Here is a 23,499-nt window from a genome sequence, read left to right as displayed (position 1 = left end):
TGGAACATCCGACTCTGAAAGGGGACGTGCTGATGTCTGAGGGCAACCACCCGTACGACGTTGTTGTGGTAGGCAACGGCTCGTTGGGACTCTCGCTCGGCCTGGAACTCGCCCGGCGCAAAGTGCGCGTGGCCGTGCTCGGCCAGCCACACCGGCCGGGTGCCGCGTCCACGGCCGCGGGAGCGATGCTCGGCGCCTTCGGTGAGGTCACCGCCGACCTCATGAACAGCGAGTCCGGCCGGAGCAAGCACGAGCTGGCCTATCAGGCGAGCAAGCTGTGGCCCGAGTGGGTGAGCGAACTTCCCCGCGACTCGACCGACGCGGATCTGTTCACGGCCAAGGGCACCTTCGTGATGCTGAACGCCGTCGGCATGCCCGAGCTCGACACGCGGAACTACAAGGCCATCCGCGACTCGCTCGTCAAGTACGGCGAGAACTTCGAGGACGTGGATCCCGAGGACATCGACTGGCTGGACGCCGAACCGACGGCACGTCCGCTGCAGGCGATGTTCCTGCCGGACGAGCACGCGGTGAACGCCACCGAGTTGGTCATGCGACTGGAAAAGGCGTTCCTGGCGGCCGGCGGAATGCTGATCGCGGAGCGCGCGACCCGTGTCGAACACGCCCACGGCCGGGTGCACGGGATCGCACTGGAATCCGGCACGATCCTGCGCACCCACAAGACCGTGCTGGCCGCGGGGGCGTTCTCCCAGACCGTCCTGGACAGCGTGCCCGAACAGGCCGTGCAGATCCCGCGGCTCGTCAGCGGCTACGGGGTGTCCGCCGTGGTGGACACCGTCGACGGCACCTGCCCGCAGAGCGTGATCCGCACGCCCAACCGCGCTTTCGCGTGTGGCCTGCACGTCGTCCCCCGTCCTGAAGGTCAGGTCTACGTCGGGGCGACGAACATCATTTCGATGGAGCCGCGGGAGACCGCGCTCATCTCGGACGTGCTGTTCCTGCTCAACTGCGGCAACCGTCAGGTTCGCCGGGGTCTGGCCGACAGCGGTCTCCGCAAGATCCAGGTCGGCAACCGGCCCGTGCCGCTCGACGGGATGCCGCTGATCGGTGAGACGGGGCTGAGCGGTCTGTGGATGATGACCGGCACCTATCGGGACGGTCTGACGCTTTCCCCGCTGCTGGCCAGGGAAATGGCCGCGCTCCTGCTGGAGGAGGAGGCCACCGTCGACCTGGAGCAGTTCCGGCCGGTCCGGCCTCCCGTGCAGCTCGCGAGCCGGGAGGAGGTGGTGGAAGCCACCGTCATGCACATGCTGGCGACCGGCTACGAGTCCAATTGGGACGTTCCCCTCTACTGGCCCGCCACCATCGAGCACTATCTGCGTGAGGCTTACACGCAGCGGGCGCAGGACCTGGATCCGACCTTCACGCCACCGCCGGAACTGCTCGCGGCGGTGCGCACGAACCCCGTGCTGGAGAAGGGACTGCGCGACTACTACGCGGCCAGTCGCTCCGGGGCGGCCGGTGTCTCGTCTTCCGCGGCGGTGCACGCGGCCGACCGGGAAGAAACGGTCGAAGACCTTCTGCGGGACGCGGTGCGCACGTTGACGAACGGCGGCGTGCCGTACCCGCGGCAGGACGCCAACGAGCTCCTGGCGCACGTTCTGGGCTCCCACGAGCCCCAGCGCCGGGTGTCCGGCGAGGAGGCGCGCGAGGTGCGCGCTCTCGTGGCCAGGCGAGCCGACCGGATCCCGATCGGCCACATCCTCGGGTACGCCCGGCTGGGCGGCATCGTGGTCACGGTCACCGAGGACGTGTTCGTGCCGCTGTTCCCCACGGAACGCCTTCTGGCGTGGGGTCTGTCGACCATCGCCGAGATCGGGAAGCCCTTGGTGGTCGACCTCTGCACGGGTTCCGCGGCGGTCGCGCTGGCCGTGGCCCACGCCCGCCCTGATGCCCAGGTCCACGCGGTCGACGTGGACGAGAAGGCCCTGGACTGCGCGCACCGCAACGCGGCGATGCGTGTGGCGGCGGGCGACACGCCGGTTGCCGTCCACGCGGGCGATGTCGCCGATCAGGAGCTGCTGAGCGACCTGCGCGGCGAGGTCGATCTCGTGCTGGCCAACCCCCCGTACGTGCCCGAGGGCACCGAGCTCGCGCCGGAGTTCGCGAAGCACAACCCGGCACGAGCCATCTTTTCCGGCGCCGATGGTCTCGACGTGATCCGCCAGGTGATCGCCACCGCCGGGCGGTTGCTGCGGCCGGGTGGTGCGCTGGCGATCGAGCACGACGACCCGCAGATCGGGGTCGTACCGGCCTTGCTGGCGGAGTCCGGCCTGTTCGGCGACGCCGTGGGTCACCGCGACCAGGAGAACCGTCCGCGCTACACCACCGCCTTCAGGAAGTGAACGCCATGACTGCAACGGCAAACGGTGACGACAACGGCCTGGCTCGGCTGCGGGACGAACTCGACGGCATCGACATCCGGTTCCTGGACGCCGTGCGGGACCGCATCGAGTGCTGCGTGCGCATCGCACATCACAAGCGGGAGCACGAGGTGCCGATGATGCAGCCGCACCGCATCGACGCGGTCCAGCGTCGTGCTGCGAAGTACGGCGCCGAGAACGGGATCAGCGAAGCCTTCCTGTCCCGCCTCTACGACCTGATGATCGAGGAGACCTGCCGCGTCGAGACTCTGGTGATCGAGGAAGGAAGCCAGGGCGAGGAGTCCGTTTCCGGGGCCTCGCAATGAGTGGCCCGGTTCGAACACTCCTGGTCGACAACTACGACTCCTTCACCTACAACCTCTACCAGTTGCTGGGCGAGGTGAACGGGCAGCCACCCACGGTGCTGCGCAACGACGTGGACTGGTCCTCCCTGCACCTCGGGGACTACGACAACATCGTGATCTCGCCGGGCCCCGGACATCCCAACCGGCAGCGGGACTTCGGCATCAGCGCCACGGCGATCCTGGACTCCCGGTTGCCGGTGCTCGGCATCTGCCTGGGGCACCAGGGTGTGGCGGAGCTGTTCGGCGGATCCGTCCAGCACGCGCCTGAGCCGATGCACGGAAGGATTTCCGGCATCTACCACAACGGCGAGGACCTCTTCGCCGGCCTTCCGTCACCGTTCTCCGCGGTTCGTTACCATTCTCTCGCGGTCACCGAACTCTCCGACGAGTTGATCGGCACCGCGTGGACGCAGGACGGAGTCCTGATGGCGCTGCGGCACCGCAGCAAGCCGATCTGGGGAGTGCAGTTCCATCCCGAGTCCATCTCGAGCGAGTACGGTCGCGAGCTGCTCAGGAACTTCAGCGCGCTGACCCTGAAGCATCGTGAGCAGGAGCGCGACACCCTGCCGTCTGCCCACGACCTGCTGCACGTTCGCCGGCTGGACTTCGCGCCCGACACCGCGGCCGCCCACGCCGAACTCTTCTCCGGGAAGCGGTGCGGCTTCTGGCTGGACAGCGGCGCGGACGCCGACGCGAACTCCCGCTTCTCCATCCTGGGTGACGGCACGGGTCCCCTCGCCGAGTACGTGACCTACGAGGTGGCCACTCGCACGGTGCGGGTGGAAAAAGCCGACGGGGTCGTCGAGCACCGGGGCAGGGGCATCTTCGAGTACCTGGACGCGCAACTCCGCGCCCGGGAACTGCCTGCTGACAACGATCTCCCGTTCGACTTCAACCTCGGCTACGTCGGCTATCTGGGATATGAACTGAAAGCCGAGGTCGGTGCGCAGGCCGAACACACCTCGGCCACACCCGACGCCGCGCTGCTGTTCGCCGACCGGGCGGTGGTGGTCGACCACGTCGAGAACACCACGTACCTGCTGGCGCTGGGCACGTCTCCCGGCGACCCGGACGCGGTGAAGTGGCTCGACCGGACCGCGCACCGCCTCGAACTGCTGCCCGCCGCGGAGACCGGCCGGCGGCACCCGCCGGTCATCCCCGTGGCGCTCGGGGAGAACCTGGTTCCGCGCCATGATCGCGAGCAGTACCTGGCGCGGATCGACGAGTGTCTTGAAGAGATCAGGAACGGCGAGTCGTACGAAATCTGCCTCACCAACATGGTCACCGCCGACGCGGTTCCCGACCTGGCGCACACCTACGGGCTGCTTCGGGACATCAGCCCCGTCCCGTACGGGGCGTTGCTCGACTTCCCGGGCGTGGCCGTGCTCAGCGCGTCCCCGGAGCGGTTCCTCGCCATCGACACCGAGAGGGTCGCGGAATCCAAGCCGATCAAGGGAACGCGACCACGAGGGGCGACTCGCGCAGAGGATCTGGCGTTGCGCGAGGAACTGCGCGACAGCGAGAAGGACCGTGCGGAGAACCTGATGATCGTCGACCTGCTTCGCAACGACCTGAACACCGTGTGCGAGGTCGGTTCCGTCCACGTGCCGAAACTGTTCGACGTCGAGACGTTCGCGCCGGTGCACCAGCTCGTGAGCACTGTCCGCGGCCGGCTGCGGCAAGGGGTGTCGGCCGTGGAGTGCGTCCGGGCCTGCTTCCCCGGTGGCTCCATGACCGGTGCGCCGAAACTGCGCACCATGGAGATCATCGATCGGCTGGAGGGAGGACCGCGCGGGGTGTACTCGGGTTCGCTCGGCTGGTTCTCGCTGAACGGGGCCGCGGATCTCAGCATCGTGATCCGCACCATCGTGGCCACACCGGAGGGAGTGTCCTTCGGAGTCGGCGGCGCGATCGTCAGCCTGTCCGACCCCGTCGAGGAGTTCGAGGAGACCTTGGTGAAGTCCCTCGCGATGGCGAAGGCGATCACAGGCTCCTCGTCCACCGGCTCGGCGGCACCGCTGCGCGAAGGCGAAGTGCGGCATGAACAAGTCTGAGTTCCCGGCTTCCCCCGGACACATCCGGCGCGCCGTCGTGGTCGGCGGTTCCGGTGCGGTCGGGCAGATGTTCACCGAGGTGCTGGCCCGAGCCGGCGTCTCGGTGTGCGTGGTGGATCCCAGCCCTCCCGCGGCAACGCCGCCTGGTGTCCGTTGGGTCGACGGTGACATCCGCGCCCCTGGCGATGCCGTCCGCGCCGAGGTGTCGCGAGCGGAGCTGCTGCTGCTCGCGGTACCGGAGCCGGTCGCCGTCGCGGCGGTTCCGGTTCTGGCCGATCTGCTCCCCGAAAAGGCGCTGCTGGCCGACACCCTGTCCGTGAAGGAACGAATGGCGACCGCCCTGCGCGGCTTCCCGGATCGTCAGGCCGTGTCGCTCAACCCGATGTTCGCTCCAGCACTCGGGATGCGGGGACGGCCGGTGGTGTCCGTGGTGTTCCACGACGGGCCTCTGGTCGACGAGCTGCTGGAACTGGTCGGGGAGTCCGGCGGCCGGGTCGTGCGAATGGAGGCCTTGCAGCACGACAGACTGGCTGCCATCTCACAGGCGCTGACGCACGCCACCGTGCTGGCATTCGGGCATGCGTTGCACACTCTCGACGCGGACGTCGAAGAACTGATCGCGGTAGCGCCTCCGCCCCATGCGACGCTGCTGGCTTTGTTGGCGCGAATCGCCTCTGGTACCCCTGAGGTGTACTGGGACGTCCAATCCGGAAATCCGCTGGTATCGGACGCACATGACGCACTTGCCGGCGGAGTGGAGCATGTGCGAAACATCGTCAGGAGCAGCAACGGCGCGGATTTCGAACGACTGTTGCTCGATGTCGGCGACGTCCTTGGCGGACGACTGCAATACTTGCAAGGCATGTGCGCTCAACTGTTCGCGAACACCGCGCTCGTCGACTCCGAGGAGAGAGCGTGACCAGTAAGTAGTCGCGTGCCGTTCAGTGAGTGACGAGAACGTAATGGAAAGGCACGAGAAGAGACACATGGACTCGTTGAAAACAACCCTGCGCGGTTCGGCCCGGACCCTCGCTGTGGGCCAACTGATCAGCAAAACCGGCGACGGAGCGTATTACGTCACGTCGGCACTGTTCTTCACGCAGGTTGTCGGATTGTCGCCGGCCGAGCTCGGCCTCGGACTGACCATCGCCTGGACCGTGGCGCTGGCAGTCGGCGTGCCGCTCGGGCACCTGGCGGATCGCGTCGGCCCTCGGGAAACCGCGGTCTTCTTCTTCTGCTGTGCGGCTGTGGCCGCGGGCTCCTACGTCTTCGTTCGTTCTTTTCCGCTGTTCGTGCTGGCGGCCACGGTGTACGCCATCGGGCAGCGCAGCGGCTCCGCTGCCCAGCAGGCGCTGCTGGCCGGGGTCGTGCAAAAGGGGAAGATCACCACGGTTCGTGCGTTCCTGCAGGCCGCGAGCAATGCCGGGCTGGCGTTCGGAGCCGCGCTCGGTGGCATGGTGCTGCTTTTCGACACGCGTGAGGCCTACCTGACAGCGTTCGCTCTCAACTCGGTCGTCTTTCTCGCGGCGGCACTGGTGCTGACAAGGGTGCCGACCGTCGCCCCGGCGCCGGTCAGCTCGGAGGGCGAGAAGTCCCGGTCGGTGTTGAAGGATCGTCCTTACGTCGCCGTGAGTGTGCTGAACCTGATCCTGGTGCTGCACGGTCCGCTGATCGACGTGGCTCTGCCGTTGTGGATCGTCACCCACACCGAGGCTCCGAAATGGGTTCTGGCGGCGATGTTCGTCCTGAACACACTGGCGGTCGTCGCGTTCCAGGTGCGCGTGGCGCGCGGCGTGACCGACATGACGAGTGCGGGGCGGTACGTGGTGAAGGGCGGCCTGCTGCTCGGTCTGAGCTGTGTGGTCTTCGCCTACTCCGGCAGCGGGAGCTCGGTGTGGTCCGCGGCGCTGCTGCTCCTGACCGCCGCCGCGATTCAGACCGCGGGCGAGATGATGCAGTCGGCCGGCACCTGGGAGATCAGCTTCGGTCTCACCCCCGATGGCCGGCACGGCCAGTACCAGGCGTTCTTCGGCTCCGGCCACACCGTGGCGGAACTGATCGGCCCGCTGGTGCTGACCGGCCTGCTCGTCTACTGGGGACCGCCGGGGTGGATCCTGCTCGGCGCGCTCTTCGTCGTGGCGAGTTTCCTCATGGTTCCGGCGGCGAAGTGGGGGGAGCGCCGGTTGAACGCCGGGAAGGCGACGACAGGGGCATCTCCATCGGGTGCGGAATAGGCACTCAGAAATCGGGGGAATTGTGTCTTCAGGCAGCTTTTCCGAGACAGTCGGGAAGATTCCATGGCCGCAGTTCTGACCCATGCGGCACGGCAGCAGCCGGAGTGGGTCGATCAGGCAGCACTCGCCGACGTGACCGCCAGGCTGGCGATCAGTCCGCCGTTGGTGAACGCGACCGCCGTGCGCGAACTGCGAACCGTCCTCGCGAACGTGGCGCTGGGCAACGGGTTGGTGATCCAGGCGGGCGACTGCGCCGAGGACCCGGCGGAGCGGACAGCCGCACACGTGGACGGCAAGGTGGCACTGCTCACCCAGCTGGCCGATCGCGTCGCGGGCCTCACCGGACTGGACGTCACCCGCGTAGGTCGCATCGCCGGGCAGTTCGCCAAGCCGCGGTCCCAGCCGACCGAATGGGTCGACGGCCGGGAACTGCCGGTGTTCCGCGGACACATGGTGAACAGCCCGGTACCCGATCCGCTGCTCCGGCAACCGCAACCCCGGCGAATGCTGGAGGGATACCGCGCGGCCCGGGAAATCATGACCCACCTGAACCGGCACGCTCAGGTGTGGACCAGTCATGAAGCGTTGTTGCTCGATTACGAATCGCCGATGGTGCGGCGCGACCAGCTGGGGCACAAGTTCCTCGCGTCGACGCACTGGCCGTGGATCGGCAATCGCACCCGCAATCCAGAGGGTCCTCATGTCGCACTGCTGGCGGAGATCGTCAATCCGGTGGCGTGCAAGGTCGGTCCTGGCATGACCGAGAACGAATTGCTGGCCTTGTGCGAACGACTGGATCCTGATCGTCTGCCCGGCCGGCTGACCCTCATCGCGCGCATGGGTGTGAACAGAGCTGGAGAACAGCTGGCGAGCCTGGCCAGGGCGGTACGGGTGGCCGGCCACCCGGTGATCTGGTTGATCGACCCGATGCACGGGAACACGGTGAACACACCTGGGGCGCTCAAAACGCGCTTTCTCAGAGATGTCACCTTGGAAGTGCGGCAGGCGGTGGCGGCCATCCGCGGTGCCGGTGGAGTGGCTGGTGGCCTGCACGTGGAAACCACGCCTCAGCACGTCACCGAATGCGTGTACGACTCAGGCCAGCTCGATCTGGTCGGGGAGTGCTACACGACGTTCTGCGACCCGCGGTTGAATCCCGGCCAGGCGTTGCTGGTGGTGACCGAGTGGGCCAGGTGCCTGATCTAGCGGTGCGTCTCGGAACGTCGGCGAGGTGATCCACGCTCAGCAGGGCACCTCGCGGCGCCGCCCCCACACCCCCGTACAGCCAGTACGAAGACGCGGGGGCGACACCACGACGCACCCGTCCGACCGCGAATTCCCCCGGCAACGTTCCGAGCCACACCACTAGACCGCGGAGGAATGTCATGACCCGCCATGTCTCGGCACCACAGCAGGAGGCGCTGTGGTGGATACAGCAGCGGTCGTCCCGCAAAGACCTCTACAACCTGACCTGGCGGATGTCCGTCGGCAGTCTGGACGAGGCCGCGCTCGGCAGGGCGTGGCAGGCCGTCGCGGACCGGTACGAGGCTCTTCGAACGGCGCTCGTTCACCAGGACGGCGCGGTCTGGCAGGAGATCCACGAGCGAGCGACCGTCACCCTCGACGTGATGAGGTGGCCACAAGAGGCCCAGGACGCGGTGTTGCCAGGACATGACCTCCTCGACGACGTGGCCGAACAGGTCCACAAGACACCGTTCGATCTGGGCAAGGCTCCGCTCGCCCGCCTCTCGCTGATCACCGTGGGCGAACTCGGCGAGTTGGTGCTGACCGCGCACCACGCGGTGGTGGACGGCTGGTCGATGCAGCTTCTGGTGCAGGACCTGGCCGAGGCCTACCACGCTGAACTCGCGCACCCCGGCAGCGCGACCTTTCCCGAACCTGCTGTGCAGTTCACCGACTACGCGGTCAGGGCTCGAAACGCCATGGCCGACGGCGGCTGGCACGAGGACATCGCCTACTGGGTGCGAACCTTGGCCGGTGTGGAGAGCGCGACACCGGTGCCTGATCGCGCGCGGCCGCAGCAGGTTCCCGGCACGCCGGGTGCCGTACTGCGTTACCCGCTCAGCTCGAAGGCGTCCGACGGCGTGGCGGCGTTGACCGACCGCGGTGGCATGACCCCGTTCGCAGGTTACCTGGCCGCTTTGTACGCCGTGCTCGGCCTCGGCGGTGTCCGCGGCCGGTTGGCAGTGGGCGTGGGGGTGGCCAATCGGTTCAGCGAGCGCGATGCCGCCTGCGTCGGCTATCTGACCAACGTCGTCGTCGCGACGGGGGAGCTGCGTGCGGGCGACACCCTGGACGACGTGGTCGGCAGGGCACGCGACGGCTTCTGGGACAGCCTGCCGCGCCAGCACGTTCCGTTCTCGTTGGTGCACAACGCGATGCCTGTCGAAGACAGGAACCGGCTGGGTGCGACGCCGGCTGTGCTGCTGACCTACCACGGGAAGATCGGTGCCGGTGTCCTGCTGGGGGAGCGGGAGACCCGGCTGAAGGCCAGCCCCAACACGAGTGCCGTCAACCCCGTGACGCTGGGCATCTACGAAGAACCGGATGCGACCGTGATCGAGGCGGGGTACGACACCGGTCTTTTCGACGAAGCCACGGTGCACACCCTGCTGGCGGACCTCGAACGTGTGCTGGAGGCGGGAGTACGGGCTGAGGTGCCGGTCAGTGCCCTGCACGTCAAGTCTCGCACCACCACCGAACTGGCCACGCGAACCGATTCCGCGGACGAGGAGCGGACTTCTTCGACCGAGGAGGAAGAGACAGGGACACCGGGGATCGTCCGCGAGATCTGGCGCAGGACGCTCAGGCTGCCCGCGGCGGAGACGGGAAGTGACTTCTTCGCGGCCGGCGGCCATTCCCTTCAGGTGTTCGACCTGTTCGGGGAGGTCCAGAAGGTCGTGGGGAGCCAGCTGGACATGATGGACTGGCTCGACAGTCCCACACTCGGCAAACTGGTCGAGCTCACCGAGCGGACAGTCGCGACAGGACAGTCGAGTGTGCACGGCGTGTTGCTGAGGCAAGGCGAGCCGAACGAGCCACACCTGCACCTCATTCATCCAGCGGGTGGCGCCGACCAGGCCACCTACCAGGACCTGGCGAACGCGTTGCCGGCGGGCTGGACGGTGACCATGTCCCCGGACGGGGATCAGGAGACCCTGGTGGGGATGGCCGACCACCACCTGGAAAACCTGCGCACCGGCCGGATGCCCGACGTGATGGGTGGCTGGTCCCTCGGCGGCTTGATCGGGTACGTCATGGCCATGCGCATGCGGCAACTCGGCGAGACACCGCCACCGCTCCTGCTGATCGACCCGCCCGCCCCGGACGGCAGCTCGTCGGCTGAGGCGGAGCGCGAGCTGGATTCGTTCATCTACACGGTTCTGCGTGCGGTGGACGCGCCGGCATTGGTGCCGGCCGAGTTGCGACTGTCGCCAGAGGACGTCGAGCACGGTCTGGGTGTGTTGGCGGCACTGCTGAACGCCGCGGGTTCCTCCCTGTCGATCGATGCCCTGCGAAGGCGTTTCGACACGATCCGGAGACACTGGACGGCCGTGGGCGAGTACGTCTCGGACGAACCGGTCGACGTCCCGTCGGTGCTGGTGGCCGCCGAACTGCCGGAAGAAGCTGTCGCACAGTGGAAGTCCCTGCTCGGAGCCGACATGGTGCTGGTGGACGTGGATGCCGACCACTACGCGGCGGTCAAGGATCCGTTCGCGGCGCGGATCGCGGAAGCGGTCGTGGCGTGCCTGTGGGGTACCAGAACTCCGCACTCGCCCGCTGAGCCGCGGTGATCGGGTTCCGCAGGTCGGCGAAGAGGTGCCACGGTCAACAGGTACGTCACTGTCGCGGGGGCGCGTCGGCTCTCTTGACCGGCAGCTCGCTGCTTTACTAGGTTACTAGTAAAGCAGCAAAGGGGCCACCGTGTTCGTCTTCCGGCTCGACACCCACTCCGGCGTGCCGCCGTACCTGCAACTCGTCCAGCAGGTCCGTCAGGCGGTGCTGCTGGGCTTTCTCCAACCCGGCGACCGCCTCCCGCTCATCCGCGAGGTGGTCGAGGAACTGGCGATCAATCCGAACACCGTCGCCAAGGCGTACCGGCAGATGGAGCAGGAGAACCTGGTCACCGGCCGGCCCGGCCAGGGCACGTTCGTCGACGAACAGCAGTCGGCCGCGATGTCGGCATCGACGTACACGTCGCTGCACCGCGGCCTGGCGACCTGGTTGCGCCGCGCGTACGCGGCCAGTCTCGACGAGCAGGCGGTCAACGCGCTCTTCGCTTCCGTCCACCAGCAGACGAGGAACGAGGGCGTGGCGTGACAGCGACCGAGTTCGCGCTGCGCACCGACGGTGTGGGCAAGCGGTACCGGAAGGGCTGGGCGCTGCGCGACTGCACCCTGGCCCTGCCGGCGGGTGGCGTGATCGCCCTGGTCGGGCCGAACGGCGCGGGCAAGACCACGCTGCTGCGCCTGGTGGTCGGGTTGCTGGCACCGAGCACCGGCACGGTGGAGGTCCTCGGCCACGACGTCACCGCCAGCACCCCGCAGACGCTGTCCCGGATCGGGTTCCTGGCCCAGGACCACCCGCTGTACAAGCGCTTCACCGTCGCCGAGATGCTCCGCTTCGGCAGGGCCTGCAACCTGCGGTTCGACCAGGGGCTCGCCGAGCGCCGGCTGGCGAAGCTGGGCATCCCGCTCGACCGCAGGGCCGGCACGCTCTCCGGCGGGCAGCAGGCCCAGGTCGCGTTGGCCCTGGCCCTGGCGAAGCGGCCGGACCTGCTCGTGCTCGACGAGCCGGTGGCCAGCCTCGACCCGCTGGCCCGGCACGAGTTCCTGCAGGTCCTCATGGGCGCGGTGGCCGAAGGCGGGGTGACCGTCCTGTTCTCCTCCCACGTCGTGCACGAACTGGAGCGCGTCTGCGACCACCTGATCGTGCTCAACCAGGGCCGGGTCACGCTCACCGGTGACATCGACACCCTCCTGACCGAGCATCGGCTGCTCGTCGGCCCGCGCACGCCCACCGACCTCGACCGGGCCGGCGCCGTCGTGGAGGCCGTCCACAGCGACCGGCACACGACGCTGCTGGTGCGCGACGGCGCACTCCCGGCCGCGCCGGGGTGGCAGGCCCGACCGGTCTCGCTGGAGGACCTGGTGCTCGCGTACCTGCGCCGGCCGTCCGAGCCGGGCGCCGCGGTCACGCCGGAGGTGGCGGCATGGCGTGGTTGATCTGGCGCCAGCACCGGACCGAGGTCTGCGTCCTGGGTGTGCTCGTCGGCCTGTTCGGCATTGCCCTGCTCGTGCTCGGGACGCAGGCCCACGACCTGTTCCCCGGCGGTCCCGCCCGATGTGCGGGGGAGGCCCGTGTCACCGAGGCCTGCACGGCGTCCTTCCGCCGGCTCGACGAGGAGTACGGGTTCGTCGAGAACCTCCTGGCGGCCTTCTACCTGGTCCCCGTCGTCATCGGTGCGTTCCTCGGCGCGCCCCTGCTCGCGCGCGAACTGGAGGACGGCACCTGGCAACTCGCCTGGACGCAGGCCGTGCCGCGGATGCGCTGGCTGGCGGCCAAGCTCGCGGCACTGGCCGGCGTCACCGTCGCGCTCACCGCGATGTTCACCGCGGTGCTCACCTGGTTCCGTCAGCCGTTCGACGCGTGGGAAGGGCGGTTCCAGTACGACGCCTTCGACCTGGAGGGACTTGTTCCGGTGGCGTACGCGCTGTTCGCGTTCGGCGTCGCCACCGCCGCGGGGGCGATCCTGCGGCGCAGCCTGCCCGCGTTCGGCGTCGCGTTCGGGGCGTTCCTCGCCATCCGGATGCCGGTCGCCCTGATGGCCCGTCCCGCGTACGCAACGTCGCTCACCGCCACGGAGCCGGTCGCCCTCGGCGGCTCGAAGGAGCAGGCGGGGCACCGGCCCGCGCCCGGTGTCGCCGACTGGATGATCGAACGCGGCTACGCGGACGCCACCGGGCGCAGGCTGAGCTCGACCGAGTACTACGAGCTGGAGGCGGCCGCCGACCGGGCCGGCACCAACCTCAACCAATTCCTGCACGAGCGGGGCGTCCAGCGGTTCGGGGTCTACCACCCGGCCGACCGGTTCTGGACGTTCCAGCTCATCGAGGCGGCCCTGTTCGTCGCCGTCGCGGCGGTCCTGATCGGTGTGGTGGTGTGGCGGGTACGGCGCCGGGTGATCTAGCGCCCTGACCACGAACGTTCGACCCCGAGCCCGACCGCCCCACGAGGCATCGCGCCGCGGTGGACTCCCGGACGACGAGCCTGCACGGCCGGCGGATCACACCGGAACAGGTGTGACCGGTGCGGGCGGCAACGGCCGGGTGTTCCTCTGCCGGCACGGCGCCGACGGCCACGCCCTCGGACTGCCCGATCCACTTCGACCGACGGCACCCTGATGTCGGCGTCCTTCTGCGGCCACCCGAACACCCACTTCGGCCAGGCGCGGAAGACCGCGATCCTCAACGGAGGTTTCCTGTCCTGACGGCGAGCTTCGTCGTGTCCGACCTGTGCGGGTGATGCGGTTAGGGTGGTCCCAACTGCTCGGAGGTTGCCGTGGATGGCGATGTGTTGCGACCGGGTGATGTGCTGGCGGCGGCCGAGAGCGCGCCGCCGGTGGAGTCGGTCGAGGTCGTCGCGAGGGACCTGGCGAAGCGGTTCGAGGCCGTCGACGTGTCGTTCCTGTTGATCGACGTCGGTGATGAGCGGCTGGTGCGGCTGGCCTCGACCACCCGGGATCTGCCCAGGGGCCGCGCGGCGAGCGTTGAACTGCGGGACAGCGTCTACGAGGAGGTGCTGCGCACCCAGCTGCCGTGGCAGGGCCAGGACGGTGCCGGGGTGCGGGTGGTGCTGCCGGTGACCAATCGCGGCGACTGCGTCGGGGTGCTGGAGGTGACGGTGCCCTCGATCGACGACGAGATGCTGGCGCAGCTGGGGGAGGCCGCGCACGCGTTGGCCTACGTCATAGTCACCGACCGCCGCTTCACCGATCTCTACCACTCCGGCAGGCGCACGACGCCGATGAGCCTGGCAGCGGAGATCCAGCACCAGCTGCTGCCCACGGCGTCCTGCTGCGAGGCCGCCCAGTTCACCGTGGCCGGCGCTCTGGTGCCGGCCCACGACATCGGTGGCGACACCTACGACTACGCCCTGGACCGCGACGTCCTGCACCTGTCGATGACCGATGCCGTCGGTCACGACGTGGGCTCGGCGATGACGGCGACCCTGCTGGTCGGCGCGCTGCGCAGGGCCCGCCGGGCCGGCGACGGCCTGGCGGAGCAGGCAGAGCAGGCCAACCAGGCCCTGCTGAACCACCGCCTGGGAGCACTGGCGACCGGGCTGCTGGTGCGCGTGGACCTGCGCGACGGAGCAGTCGAACTGGTCAACGCCGGTCACCCGGTACCGCTGCTGCTGCGCGACGGCGTGGTGGAAGAGCTTGACCTGAAGGTCGACCTGCTCTTCGGCGTCCAACCGCATCCCTACCGGGTGCAACGGCTGAACCTGCGCCCAGGAGACCGGCTGATGCTGCTCACCGACGGCATGTTCGAACGCGACGCCGAAGCCGTCGACCTTCCCGCGCTGCTCCGCAACACCGAGGCACTGCACCCCAGGGAGGTGGTACGAGCGGCGACCAGAGCCGTGAGGCGCGCTTACCGCGATCACCTCCAGGACGACGCCACCGTGCTCTGCCTGGACTGGCACGGAATCGGCCGCACCGAACGCCAGGCGGACAACGGCGCCGACACGGACTCGGCCTCGCCCTCGCGTCCTCTGCGTCCGGCCGATCAGGCGAACGTCAGCAAGCCTTGACGGTGCGCCTTGCCGCCGAGGTCGAGGATCGTCACGTCGCGGTTGCCGGCGGGCACGCGGACCCGGTAGGTCTTGCCCTTGGTCGCGGCGGTGGCGGATCCGGCGCCGAGGGCCGAGAGCACAAGACCTGCGGCGGCCAGGCCGGTGAGAACGCGCCTCCGGGTGACGTGGACGTCGATCGCAAGACGTCCAGCGGCGCGTCCGAACACAGTGGGCCGAACGACCGACACCGCGTTCCGGCACCCCGTGAGTCCGCGGAATCCAGAATCCGGAATCGCTGATGGCGGGGTCCTGTTTCGAGATTCCCCACTGCGCACAAACCCGTCCGGACTGTGATGTGTTCGGAGATTGATGTCCGTCCGCACAGGGCATCCGGGGCCGCGTAACTCCTGCGAAGAAAGTCGACACAATGCAGATCGAGCACGTTTCGCGTCATGACATCGGCGGTCACGACGAGCTCTTCAGTCACGTGGACGTGGTTCAGGCCGTCTCAAGGCCTGGTACGCCGCCCGCCGCAAGTCAGTGGTCCCACGCCGAACTGTTCCGCGAACCAGCCGGCTCTCTGCGGAACGTCTAGTCGCAGGCGGTGCCCGCGCAGCTGCTGTTGTGCGTCTCCGCGTACGGGCATAGCGTAGGTCGCGGTTGCCCGACGGGAGTGGCGATGAACAGCCGGTACACCGAAGCTGTAGACGCACTGACCACCCAGATCGTGGATCATGACGGCGTTGTGATCGTCGTGCTGGCCGGCGAAGTCGACATGGCGACGGGGAGCGATCCGCTTGCCGGGGCCATCGCGGCCGTGAAGCGGACCAGTGCCGGTCTCGTCGTCGATCTGAACGCCGTCACCTTCTTCGGATCCTCCGGCATCAACCTGCTGGTGGCCGCGCGGCAGCACGCCCAGTCGATGGGCGTCCCGTTCGCCGTCGTCGCGGATCGGCCCGCCGTGCTGAAGCCGTTGGCGATGACGGGGATGGACGTGTGCCTCGCCCCGTTCCCCAGCGTGCCGGACGCTCTGACCGCCATTCGCGCCCAGCCTTCCGTGCCGCCTCAGTCACGGTGCTAGCGGGCACCGCCGACCGAACCGCCGCTGGTCACCTGGGCACGTGTGTCGTTCAGGGGGTCGCCGGGCAGGCCACCACGGCCCACACGCACTTCCCGACGGCGCGTCGAGCCACGCCCCACTTCTTGGACAACTGATTCACCATCACCAGCCCGCGGCCTCGTGCCGAATCAGGGGAGGACGGCCGCAGCTGGGGCGGTGTCGCCGAAGCGTCCTCGCTGGCGATGCTGACCTCGCAGGGCTTGGTCGACCGGCGCAGCTTCACGCGTGCCGGGAACCGGCCGTGGTCGTACACGTTGGACACCAGCTCCGTGACCACCAGCAGCACGTCGAGGAGATCGTCCTCGTGCAGGTTCGGAAGCACCGACCGAACCCATCGCCGGACTTTTCCGGTATCAGGAACGGTCTCGAGAAGTTCCAGCGTGTGCCACCCGCCAGCAGGTACTCCGTCCACCGTGTTGGGGCTCTGTTCTGCCGACGTCATACCTGTTGAAGTACCTCCGCTGAATCGATTGAAACCCTTGTCAACGCAGTGTCGCCACTACTGCGTCTCTGATCGAGACCGCTCCAGAAGAGACGATTCGTACCTGCCGTTGTACCGGTGCCCACGCTGTGTGACTGATTTGCCGTGCGGGCGGCGCACCGCAGGACGACACCGTTCTCTCACAGACGATGCTGTTGACCAGCCGCGCCAGGATCGGGCCGTTGAGGATCGCCGGCGGCCACGGCGCCGGTGATCGCCGGGTCCCGGCCTGCCCACCAGCCCGCCGCGACGAGCAGGGGCAGGCATGCCGCCGCGAGGATCAGACCGATCTGGACGGCGGTCTCCCGGTCGGCGGGGAAGCCCAGAGTCCAGCCGAGGAAAGGTCCGAGGAACGCCAGGCCGGTCAGCACGGCGACGGCATCGACCACCGCCGCGCGTGATCGGCGCACCGCCCCCTGCATCATCGTGAGACCGATGCCGATGCCGATCAGGCACAGCGGGACCGTCATGTTGGGCACGGTCAACGTTCCGGAACTGGAGGTGAAGAACACCAGCACGCCGATGATCGGGATGGCCGCCAGGAGGAGGAAGACCAGTGGCAGCACCACGACGAGCACGTGTCCGAGCCGGGCGCGGGTCCGGCCGACCGCGACCGACATCCCGATCAGCAGGGCGAGCAGGGTGATCAGTCCGGCGTCGATCACGTCGTCGCCGATCACCTGGCCGAACCCGGTGAGCGGTGCGGGACGGAGGTCCAACCCGGTCGCCGCGACCACGACCGGCACGCGTCGCCACGCGCCGCCGGCGTCGCGAACCGCGAGTCCTTCGACACCGTTGGCCACGATCACTTCGTGTCCACCGGGGACCGAGCGGACCAGGACGTCCACACTGGCCACCTTGGACATGCGGTCCGCTCCGCTGGGAAGCGAGTGCTGGCGTTCGACGAACGGCCACCGCGCGGCCGGCACCTCCCAGACCGTGTGCCAGCTCTGACCGGCGTCGGTCGTTTCGTCGACGCCGAGCAGCCGGCCGCCGTGTGGCCTCCGTTCCACGGTGTCGAGGTCAGCGCCACCGTGCACCCGGTAGCAGTGCGCGGCGTCATCGGGTACGCAGGCTTCGAGCTGTTGGCGCTCCGGCAGCTGTCCGAGCGGCGTGTCCGGCAGCAGCGTCCACTCGCCCGTACCGGAGCCGGAACCGTAGAACCGCTCGTTCACCTCGATGATCACCTGCTCGCCCGTGAGCTGCACGGAGTCCACCGACGGAAGCGTGTCGGGGGCCGCGGAGGTCGCGGCGATCGCCAGCACCGCGAACGGCATCGCGAGCACCACCCGCAACCGGTGAGCCGGGCCGTCCGGCAGTGGTGGAGCCGCCGCCGCCCGCCGCCACGCCCACCAGGCGAGGCCCAGCGCGGGCAGCGCGATCAGGTCGCTCGGATCGGCCAGAACGACCGAAGGTCCGTTGACGACGGACCACGCCGCCGACGCGACCTCGGCTCCCGTGCGGCTCAGCTTCACCCACGCGAATCCGGCTCCCGTCAGCAGGGTTGCCGCCGCGGCGCCGAACGGGCCGGCGCGGAACAGGCCGAACAACAGCCCCAGCACCGCCGGCGCCACCACCAGTCCGGCGACGTCGCTGAGTTTGCCGGTGACGACCCCCGGCCACGCCTGCTTGAACACGTGGTCGTTGAGCAGCAGGACCGCGGTTGCCGCGACGGTCAGCGGATGCGCCACCCAGCGCAGGAAAACCCCAGCTCGCATGAGGCCAGCCTGCGTTGCCGTGATCACGGCAACGACTCGGCCCGGCGCCAGATCGGCCTAGACGGGGCTCTCGGAGCCGTCAGCACGATCTTTCAGCCGGGTCCTCGACGGAGCGCCGGCCGAGCCGTTCGTCACAGGTCCAGCCACATGATCCGCAGGCCCACCAACCCCTGGGCCGGGTGGCGGAACGCCCTGGGCGCGGTGCCGAGTGTGACGAAGCCGAGGCTCTCGTAGAGGTGGATCGCCGCCGTGTTCGTGTCGACGACGGCGTTGAACTGGATGGCGGCGAACCCGCTGCGCCGGGCCCAGTCGATCATGTCGGTGGTGAGGGCACGGCCGACGCCCCTGCCGCGGGATTCCTCGGCGACCATCAGGGTGCCGGAAGCGACGTGGTTGCCGGGGCCGCCCCGGTTGGCGTACATGTTCGCGGTGCCGAGCACCTGGTCGTCGCCGGCCACGACCACTCTCGCCGGTGCGGGCAGCAGCCACGTCCGCCGGGCGTCGGGCTCGCTCATGCCGGGGTCGTAGGGGATGGTCTCCTGCCGGGTGATGACGTTCCGGATGATCGGCCAGATCTGCGGCCAGTCGTCCTCGCGGGCCTCGCGAACGGTGGGAAGCATGCGGTCCTCAGTCTGCTAGGGCTTGGGTGATCTGGCGGGTGGTCTGCTCGGCGACGCGGGGGTTGACCGCGGCGTGGTGGACGTAGGCGTTCAGGCCGGTGGCCAGGGCCCAGCCACGGCCGCGCGTCCAGGTGGCGTCGTCCACCCCGAGCGCGGCGCGGAACGTGGCTCGCGTCCCGGCCGACAGGAGCGTGAAGGCGATGATCAGGTCGAGAGCCGGATCGCCCACCCCGAACTCGCCGAAGTCGATGACGGCACTGAGCCGTCCCTCGGTCGTCAGCAGGTTGCCGGTGTGGAAGTCGCCGTGGCGCCACACCGGATCCTGTTGCGGGGCAGCGAGAGCCGCGTTCCACAGCTCGGTCGTGCGCACTTGGTCGAACGGGACCTCCGCGATGGCCGACCGCGTCGCCGCGTCGCGTGTGGACAGTGGCGCTGCGACGCCGGTCGGTTCGGCGTCGAACCGGTGCAGCGCCTGGAGGAACTCGGCCAGCGCCTCAGCGGCCTCGTGCGAACCGGACAGTGCCTCGACGGTCGCCACCTCGCCGTTCAGCCAGCGCGACACCGCCCACGGCCAGGGATAGCCGAGGTCCGGTTCGCCCACCTCCACCGGCACGGGCACGGCGAGCGGCAGGTGCGGGGCGAGCCGGGGCAGCCACTCGGCCTCCTTGCGGGCCTGGCCGATCGCGCCGTCGTGACGAGGCAACCGGACGGCCAGCTCGTCGCCCAGCCGGTAGATGACGTGATCCGAACCGGCCGGGTCGTGCAGCCGCAGCGGCAACCCGGCCCATCGCGGGAACTGCGTGTCGACCAGTCGCCTCGCCAGCGTCGCGTCGAGGTTCGGTGTCGCTCCGACGGACAAGCACGGCTCCCTGCGGGATGGACGATCAACGGCCGTGGCAGCCTGGCACCGTTCCTCCGGTTCCATCAACCGGTTATCGAGGTGTCGTCACCAGTTCGTGGACGTTGCCGTCGGGGCCGAGCAGCTTGACGCCCGCCGCGCGGAGTCCTGTCGGACAACGGGGACAGCAACTCGCACCGCCACCGCGTGCGACCATGTCACGCTGCGCTGCACAACGAGGCGCCGGAACGTGGGGGAACGAAGTGAGAATCAGGTTCGCAGGCATGCTGGCGGCACTTGCGCTCGTGGCCGCGTGCGGCACCGATCTGCCGGCCGGCCTGGCCGACAAGGTCGAGTCGGGCTGTCCCGGCCTGCTGAAGCCCGAACCGCTGGCGGTGATCACCAAGGGCTTCGAGGTCTCGGAGGTGAACTCCGTGGAGGCCAACGGCTGTCAGGTCTTCGTCTCGACCGGGAAAAAGGTTCTCAGTCTGGGGCTCGTCGCTTACACGAGCCAGGAGGAGTCGGAGCGGCTCACGCCGATGCTCTGCACCAGCGGGGTGCTGGACTCCGAGACCAAGTCGTGTGAGGCCGGGGGACCCGGAGACGGGGAACTGTCGGTGCACGCCGTTGCCGGGCGGTGGAACGTGCGGGTGCACGTGTACGAGCTGCCGGCGAACGACGAGATCAAGGAAGCGGTGCAGCAGATCGTCGAGGACCTCAGGAACTCCGACAAGACCAAGTGATCCCTGCGTTCCGGCTCGCGGCCAGGAGGTGCGCCGGGCCGCTGCGGTGACCGTGGTCGGTGTCGACCAGGACACCGCCGGCAGGTTGCTGCCGGCGAGATCCGACTTCGTGGCATTTCAGGGCGATGTCGTGCGCGGGCCGTGGCGGCTGGGTCGCCCCCGCCGACCGGAGGTGCTCCCCGCGGTCTCGGCCTCTACGGTGGCGTGAGCGGTAGGACAGGGAGCTTGCACATGGTGAGGCTGGACCGGCTGGTCAACGTGCTGGGCGGGTACGGGGTCCGGTTGTGTTGTTGCCCGGTGCCGCGATCGGCGGAGCTGCGTGGGGTCGTGCTGCGGGACGCCGCGGATGACCGCGCCGAGGTCGGCGACGTGTACCTCGCCGTCGGTGCCGGGTCCGTGGCCGAGGCTGTGCGTGCGGCGGTGTCCGCGCGTTCCGTCGTGGTGCTGGTCCGAGGTGGTGAGGAGCTGCTGGCGGACGCCGTCGCGGTGGGGGAGTCCGAGGGTGTCGCGGTGATGCTGGCGGATCCGGCCCTGTCGTGGAGCCAGCTCGCGGGAGTCGTGTACGGCCTGGTGCTCGAGGGCAGGGAGACCGAGTCGGGACGCGGTCCCACCGACCTGTTCGCGCTGGCTGACAGCCTGGCGGCGGCCACCGGTGGCGCGGTGACGATCGAGGACCAGCTGTCGCGTGTGCTGGCGTACTCCGGCCCGCAGCAGGAGGTCGACGCGGCGCGCCTGGAGACCATCATGGGTCGGCAGGTGCCCACGTGGGTTCGTGAGTTGTTCGACGCGGCGGGTGTGCGGGCGCACCTGCTCGGGTCCGATGAACCGCTCTTCGTCTCCGGCGAGCCCGCGCGCGGCCTGACCGGGCGGATGGTGGTCGCGGTCAGGGTGGGCAGGGAGTTGCTGGGGGCGATCTGGGTGGCCTGCCCTGCGCCGCTGGAAGGTGCTCGGCGCACCGCGTTGACCGATGGCGCCCGGACCGTGGCGCTGCACCTGCTGCGGTTGCGGGCCAGTGCCGATCTGGAGCGCCAGGTGGAGTCGGAGTGGGTGATCCGGCTGTTGGAGGGCACGGCGGACGCCGCGACGGTGATCAGCCAGCTCGGGTTGCCGCCGGGACCCGCCAGGGTGGTCGCGGTGCGCGCGCACGTCGGGGACGAGCGGCACGCGGCCGTGTTGCTGGCGTTCGAACAGGCGACCACCGGGTTCGGCTGGTCGCGGCCGGGACGAAGTACGTTGGCGGGCAACAGTGTCTACACGATCCTGCCGGGGGAGCGGGTCGCCGCGGCGCGGGAGTGGCTGGCGGCGTTGAGGGCGGCGCTACCCGAGAACGTCCTCATGTCGGCGGGAATCAGCGCGGTCGCCGAGCCCGCGGACCTGCCCGCCGGCCGGCAGGAGGCGGACGAGTGCCTGGCACTGCACGAGATGCGGGCCGCGGACACGGCTCCGCCCGCCTACGACGAGTCGTGGGACGAGATCCTGCTGCAGCGCCTGCGCACCGCGGCACGGGTCGGCCGGGCGTCGGCCCGCGGTCCGGTGGCCGACCTGCGCAAGCACGACAGCGAACACGGCACCGACTACGTCGCGACGTTGCGCGCCTGGCTGGAGGCGCAGGGCGATCTGGCGGTGGCCGGTGAGCGGCTTGCCGTGCACGGCAACACCGTGCGGAACCGGCTGCGCAAGATGAGCGAGGTGACGAACCTCGGGTTGGACGACGCCGCCAAGCGGGTCGCGATGCTGATCGATCTCGCGGCGACGGTGTCCGAAACCGACAATCGCTGAGCGGCAATTGTAGGAAGCGGACAACCGGTTCGGCCCCTGTCCCCAGCATCCTGGAATCGAGACAAGCGATGACAGGAGGTCGGGATGGACGAGCGCCTTGACGGTGGTCCGCGCTCAGCGGTGGTGGTCGGTGCGGGCGTCGTGGGGCTGTCCACGGCATGGTTCCTGCAGGAGCGCGGCGTCGAGGTGACGGTCGTCGACCGGACCGGAGTCGCGGCCGGCGCGTCCTGGGGCAACGCCGGGTGGATCGCACCCGGACTGGCGATCCCGCTGAACGAACCGGCGGTGCTGCGCTACGGGCTGCGGTCCCTGTTCAACCCGGCCGCGCCGCTGCACATCCCCCTGACCGCGGACCCGAAGCTCTGGTCGTTCCTGACGCGCTTCGCCGCCCACTGCCGGTGGCCGTCGTGGACCAGGGCGGTGAAGGCGAACCTGCCCCTCAACGAGGAGAGCGTCGAAGCCTACGACGTGCTGACCGCGAACGGCGTCGAAGCGCCCACGATCGATGCCCCGATCACCGCCGTCTTCACCTCTCCCGAACAGGCGCGAGGTCTGGTGCGAGAGCTGGAAAGGCTTGCGGCGGCGGGACAACCGGTCGACCACACCGCACTGTCCACAGCGGACTTGCGGGAGCACGTCCCGCTGGCGTCCACCGTCCTCGGCGCCGGTGTGCGCATCGACGGGCAGCGTTTCGTCGACCCTGGCGGCTTCGTGCAGGCTCTGGGCCGTGCCGTGGTCGCCCGTGGCGCCACGATCCGTTCTCTGGAGGTGGCCGACATCCGGTCGGAGACCTCCGGTGTCACCGTGCGGGCGAAGGACGGCGACGCCGTCACCGCGGACGTGGCGGTGCTGGCCACCGGTGCCTGGCTGCCGAAACTCGCCGCACGAGCCGGTGTTCGCACGCCGGTCCAGGCGGGTCGCGGGTACTCGTTCACCGTGCCGACGCGGAAGCCCGTCCACGGCCCGGTCTACCTGCCGGAGGTGCGCGTGGCGTGCACGCCTTACCAGGGCAGCCTTCGAGTCGCGGGCACGATGGAGTTCCGCGGCCCGGACGCGCCGTTGGACGAGGCACGGGTGGACGCGATCATCGCCTCCGTCCGGCCGCTGCTCGACGGGGTGTGGTGGGAGGACCGCACCGACGTCTGGGTGGGTCCCCGTCCGGTCACTCCGGACGGTCGCGCTCTCATCGGCGTGACCAGGATTCCCGGCGTCTACGTCGCGGGCGGGCACGGCATGTGGGGCCTGGCGCAGGGGCCGGTCACCGGGCGGTTGCTGGCGGAGCAGATCACCACCGGCAAGCAGCCCGATGCGCTGCGCGAGTTCGACCCGCTCAGGTGACCGCCAC

20 protein-coding genes are annotated in these 23,499 nt (G+C 69.2%); 15 read left to right on the top strand and 5 right to left on the bottom strand.

All coding sequences use genetic code 11. The annotated features are described in order from the left end of the window. Nucleotides 1-32: 32 nt before the first annotated feature. From SK854_RS42825 to SK854_RS42775, 11 genes are all read left to right on the top strand, one after another. Entirely contained in the window at nt 33-2,366 is a 2,334-nt protein-coding gene (locus SK854_RS42825) for an FAD-dependent oxidoreductase (protein ID WP_319980882.1), read from the top strand. A gap of 5 nt (nt 2,367-2,371) precedes the next feature. Beyond that, entirely contained in the window at nt 2,372-2,710 is a 339-nt protein-coding gene (locus tag SK854_RS42820; RefSeq protein ID WP_319980881.1) for a chorismate mutase family protein, read from the top strand. After that, the gene (gene pabB, locus SK854_RS42815; RefSeq protein WP_319980880.1) at nt 2,707-4,803 is read left to right on the top strand and encodes an aminodeoxychorismate synthase component I; all 2,097 of its coding nucleotides are present in this window, start codon (nt 2,707-2,709) and stop codon (nt 4,801-4,803) included. The genes SK854_RS42820 and pabB overlap by 4 nt, the downstream gene beginning before the upstream one ends. Nucleotides 4,804-4,870: 67 nt before the next feature. Further along, a complete protein-coding gene (locus SK854_RS42810) occupies nt 4,871-5,722 on the top strand; it encodes a prephenate dehydrogenase dimerization domain-containing protein (protein ID WP_319980879.1) in 852 nt (283 codons plus the stop codon). Nucleotides 5,723-5,789: 67 nt separating this feature from the next. Further along, on the top strand, nt 5,790-7,037 hold the full coding sequence (locus SK854_RS42805) for an MFS transporter (protein ID WP_319980878.1): 1,248 nt from the start codon (nt 5,790-5,792) through the stop codon (nt 7,035-7,037). A 63-nt stretch (nt 7,038-7,100) separates the two neighbouring features. Next, nucleotides 7,101-8,243 carry a 3-deoxy-7-phosphoheptulonate synthase gene (locus tag SK854_RS42800; protein WP_319980877.1) on the top strand — a complete coding sequence of 381 codons (1,143 nt, stop codon included), beginning with the start codon at nt 7,101-7,103 and terminating at the stop codon, nt 8,241-8,243. Nucleotides 8,244-8,422: 179 nt separating this feature from the next. Then, nucleotides 8,423-10,852, top strand: a complete 2,430-nt coding sequence (locus SK854_RS42795) for a condensation domain-containing protein (RefSeq protein WP_319980876.1) — start codon at nt 8,423-8,425, stop codon at nt 10,850-10,852. Between the two features lie 130 nt (nt 10,853-10,982). After that, entirely contained in the window at nt 10,983-11,378 is a 396-nt protein-coding gene (locus SK854_RS42790; protein ID WP_319980875.1) for a GntR family transcriptional regulator, read from the top strand. Continuing rightward, the gene (locus tag SK854_RS42785; protein ID WP_319980874.1) at nt 11,375-12,283 is read left to right on the top strand and encodes an ABC transporter ATP-binding protein; all 909 of its coding nucleotides are present in this window, start codon (nt 11,375-11,377) and stop codon (nt 12,281-12,283) included. The genes SK854_RS42790 and SK854_RS42785 overlap by 4 nt, the downstream gene beginning before the upstream one ends. Next, entirely contained in the window at nt 12,271-13,248 is a 978-nt protein-coding gene (locus SK854_RS42780; RefSeq protein WP_319980873.1) for an ABC transporter permease subunit, read from the top strand. Before SK854_RS42785 ends, SK854_RS42780 begins: the two co-directional genes overlap by 13 nt. Before the next feature lie 371 nt (nt 13,249-13,619). Beyond that, nucleotides 13,620-14,873: a PP2C family protein-serine/threonine phosphatase gene (locus SK854_RS42775; protein ID WP_319980872.1), complete on the top strand. Its 1,254-nt coding sequence runs from the start codon at nt 13,620-13,622 to the stop codon at nt 14,871-14,873. Here the strand turns inward: SK854_RS42775 and SK854_RS42770 are convergent. Then, nucleotides 14,849-15,103, bottom strand: a complete 255-nt coding sequence (locus SK854_RS42770) for a hypothetical protein (protein ID WP_319980871.1) — start codon at nt 15,101-15,103, stop codon at nt 14,849-14,851. The two genes, SK854_RS42775 and SK854_RS42770, sit on opposite strands and share 25 nt — an antisense overlap. A gap of 431 nt (nt 15,104-15,534) precedes the next feature. Between SK854_RS42770 and SK854_RS42765 the strand changes: the two genes are divergently transcribed. Further along, a complete protein-coding gene (locus tag SK854_RS42765) occupies nt 15,535-15,936 on the top strand; it encodes an STAS domain-containing protein (protein WP_319980870.1) in 402 nt (133 codons plus the stop codon). A 49-nt stretch (nt 15,937-15,985) separates the two neighbouring features. Here SK854_RS42765 and SK854_RS42760 read toward each other — a convergent pair whose 3' ends face one another. From SK854_RS42760 to SK854_RS42745, 4 genes are all read right to left on the bottom strand, one after another. Then, nucleotides 15,986-16,417 (bottom strand): ATP-binding protein, encoded by a 432-nt coding sequence (locus SK854_RS42760; protein WP_319980869.1) that lies wholly within the window; start codon nt 16,415-16,417, stop codon nt 15,986-15,988. A 179-nt stretch (nt 16,418-16,596) separates the two neighbouring features. Next, entirely contained in the window at nt 16,597-18,174 is a 1,578-nt protein-coding gene (locus SK854_RS42755; protein ID WP_319980868.1) for a hypothetical protein, read from the bottom strand. A 131-nt stretch (nt 18,175-18,305) separates the two neighbouring features. After that, nucleotides 18,306-18,794, bottom strand: a complete 489-nt coding sequence (locus tag SK854_RS42750; protein WP_319980867.1) for a GNAT family N-acetyltransferase — start codon at nt 18,792-18,794, stop codon at nt 18,306-18,308. A 7-nt stretch (nt 18,795-18,801) separates the two neighbouring features. Beyond that, nucleotides 18,802-19,653, bottom strand: coding sequence for an aminoglycoside phosphotransferase family protein (locus SK854_RS42745; RefSeq protein WP_319980866.1), 852 nt, complete (start codon nt 19,651-19,653; stop codon nt 18,802-18,804). Between the two features lie 263 nt (nt 19,654-19,916). Here SK854_RS42745 and SK854_RS42740 point away from each other — a divergent pair, with 263 nt between their 5' ends. The 3 genes from SK854_RS42740 (at nt 19,917) to SK854_RS42730 (ending at nt 23,492) form a co-directional block, all read left to right on the top strand. Then, the gene (locus SK854_RS42740; RefSeq protein ID WP_319980865.1) at nt 19,917-20,375 is read left to right on the top strand and encodes a hypothetical protein; all 459 of its coding nucleotides are present in this window, start codon (nt 19,917-19,919) and stop codon (nt 20,373-20,375) included. Between the two features lie 231 nt (nt 20,376-20,606). Next, nucleotides 20,607-22,154, top strand: coding sequence for a PucR family transcriptional regulator (locus SK854_RS42735; protein ID WP_319980864.1), 1,548 nt, complete (start codon nt 20,607-20,609; stop codon nt 22,152-22,154). 84 nt (nt 22,155-22,238) lie between these two features. Next, the gene (locus SK854_RS42730; RefSeq protein WP_319980863.1) at nt 22,239-23,492 is read left to right on the top strand and encodes an NAD(P)/FAD-dependent oxidoreductase; all 1,254 of its coding nucleotides are present in this window, start codon (nt 22,239-22,241) and stop codon (nt 23,490-23,492) included. Nucleotides 23,493-23,499: the final 7 nt, after the last annotated feature.

Origin of the sequence: Lentzea sokolovensis (assembly GCF_033949975.1) — a bacterium.
In the GTDB taxonomy this organism is placed as follows: domain Bacteria; phylum Actinomycetota; class Actinomycetes; order Mycobacteriales; family Pseudonocardiaceae; genus Lentzea; species Lentzea sokolovensis.
Note: the sequence above shows the minus strand (reverse complement) of the source record. Positions and strands in the feature narration are given on the sequence as shown.

Coding starts and splice junctions, on each gene's coding strand:
- SK854_RS42825 (WP_319980882.1), top strand. CDS start 33: ATGTCTGAGGGCAACCACCCGTACGACGTTGTTGTGGTAGGCAACGGC.
- SK854_RS42820 (WP_319980881.1), top strand. CDS start 2,372: ATGACTGCAACGGCAAACGGTGACGACAACGGCCTGGCTCGGCTGCGG.
- pabB (WP_319980880.1), top strand. CDS start 2,707: ATGAGTGGCCCGGTTCGAACACTCCTGGTCGACAACTACGACTCCTTC.
- SK854_RS42810 (WP_319980879.1), top strand. CDS start 4,871: ATGTTCACCGAGGTGCTGGCCCGAGCCGGCGTCTCGGTGTGCGTGGTG.
- SK854_RS42805 (WP_319980878.1), top strand. CDS start 5,790: ATGGACTCGTTGAAAACAACCCTGCGCGGTTCGGCCCGGACCCTCGCT.
- SK854_RS42800 (WP_319980877.1), top strand. CDS start 7,101: ATGGCCGCAGTTCTGACCCATGCGGCACGGCAGCAGCCGGAGTGGGTC.
- SK854_RS42795 (WP_319980876.1), top strand. CDS start 8,423: ATGACCCGCCATGTCTCGGCACCACAGCAGGAGGCGCTGTGGTGGATA.
- SK854_RS42780 (WP_319980873.1), top strand. CDS start 12,271: ATGGCGTGGTTGATCTGGCGCCAGCACCGGACCGAGGTCTGCGTCCTG.
- SK854_RS42765 (WP_319980870.1), top strand. CDS start 15,535: ATGAACAGCCGGTACACCGAAGCTGTAGACGCACTGACCACCCAGATC.
- SK854_RS42760 (WP_319980869.1), bottom strand. CDS start 16,417: ATGACGTCGGCAGAACAGAGCCCCAACACGGTGGACGGAGTACCTGCT.
- SK854_RS42755 (WP_319980868.1), bottom strand. CDS start 18,174: ATGCGAGCTGGGGTTTTCCTGCGCTGGGTGGCGCATCCGCTGACCGTC.
- SK854_RS42750 (WP_319980867.1), bottom strand. CDS start 18,794: ATGCTTCCCACCGTTCGCGAGGCCCGCGAGGACGACTGGCCGCAGATC.
- SK854_RS42740 (WP_319980865.1), top strand. CDS start 19,917: ATGCTGGCGGCACTTGCGCTCGTGGCCGCGTGCGGCACCGATCTGCCG.
- SK854_RS42735 (WP_319980864.1), top strand. CDS start 20,607: ATGGTGAGGCTGGACCGGCTGGTCAACGTGCTGGGCGGGTACGGGGTC.
- SK854_RS42730 (WP_319980863.1), top strand. CDS start 22,239: ATGGACGAGCGCCTTGACGGTGGTCCGCGCTCAGCGGTGGTGGTCGGT.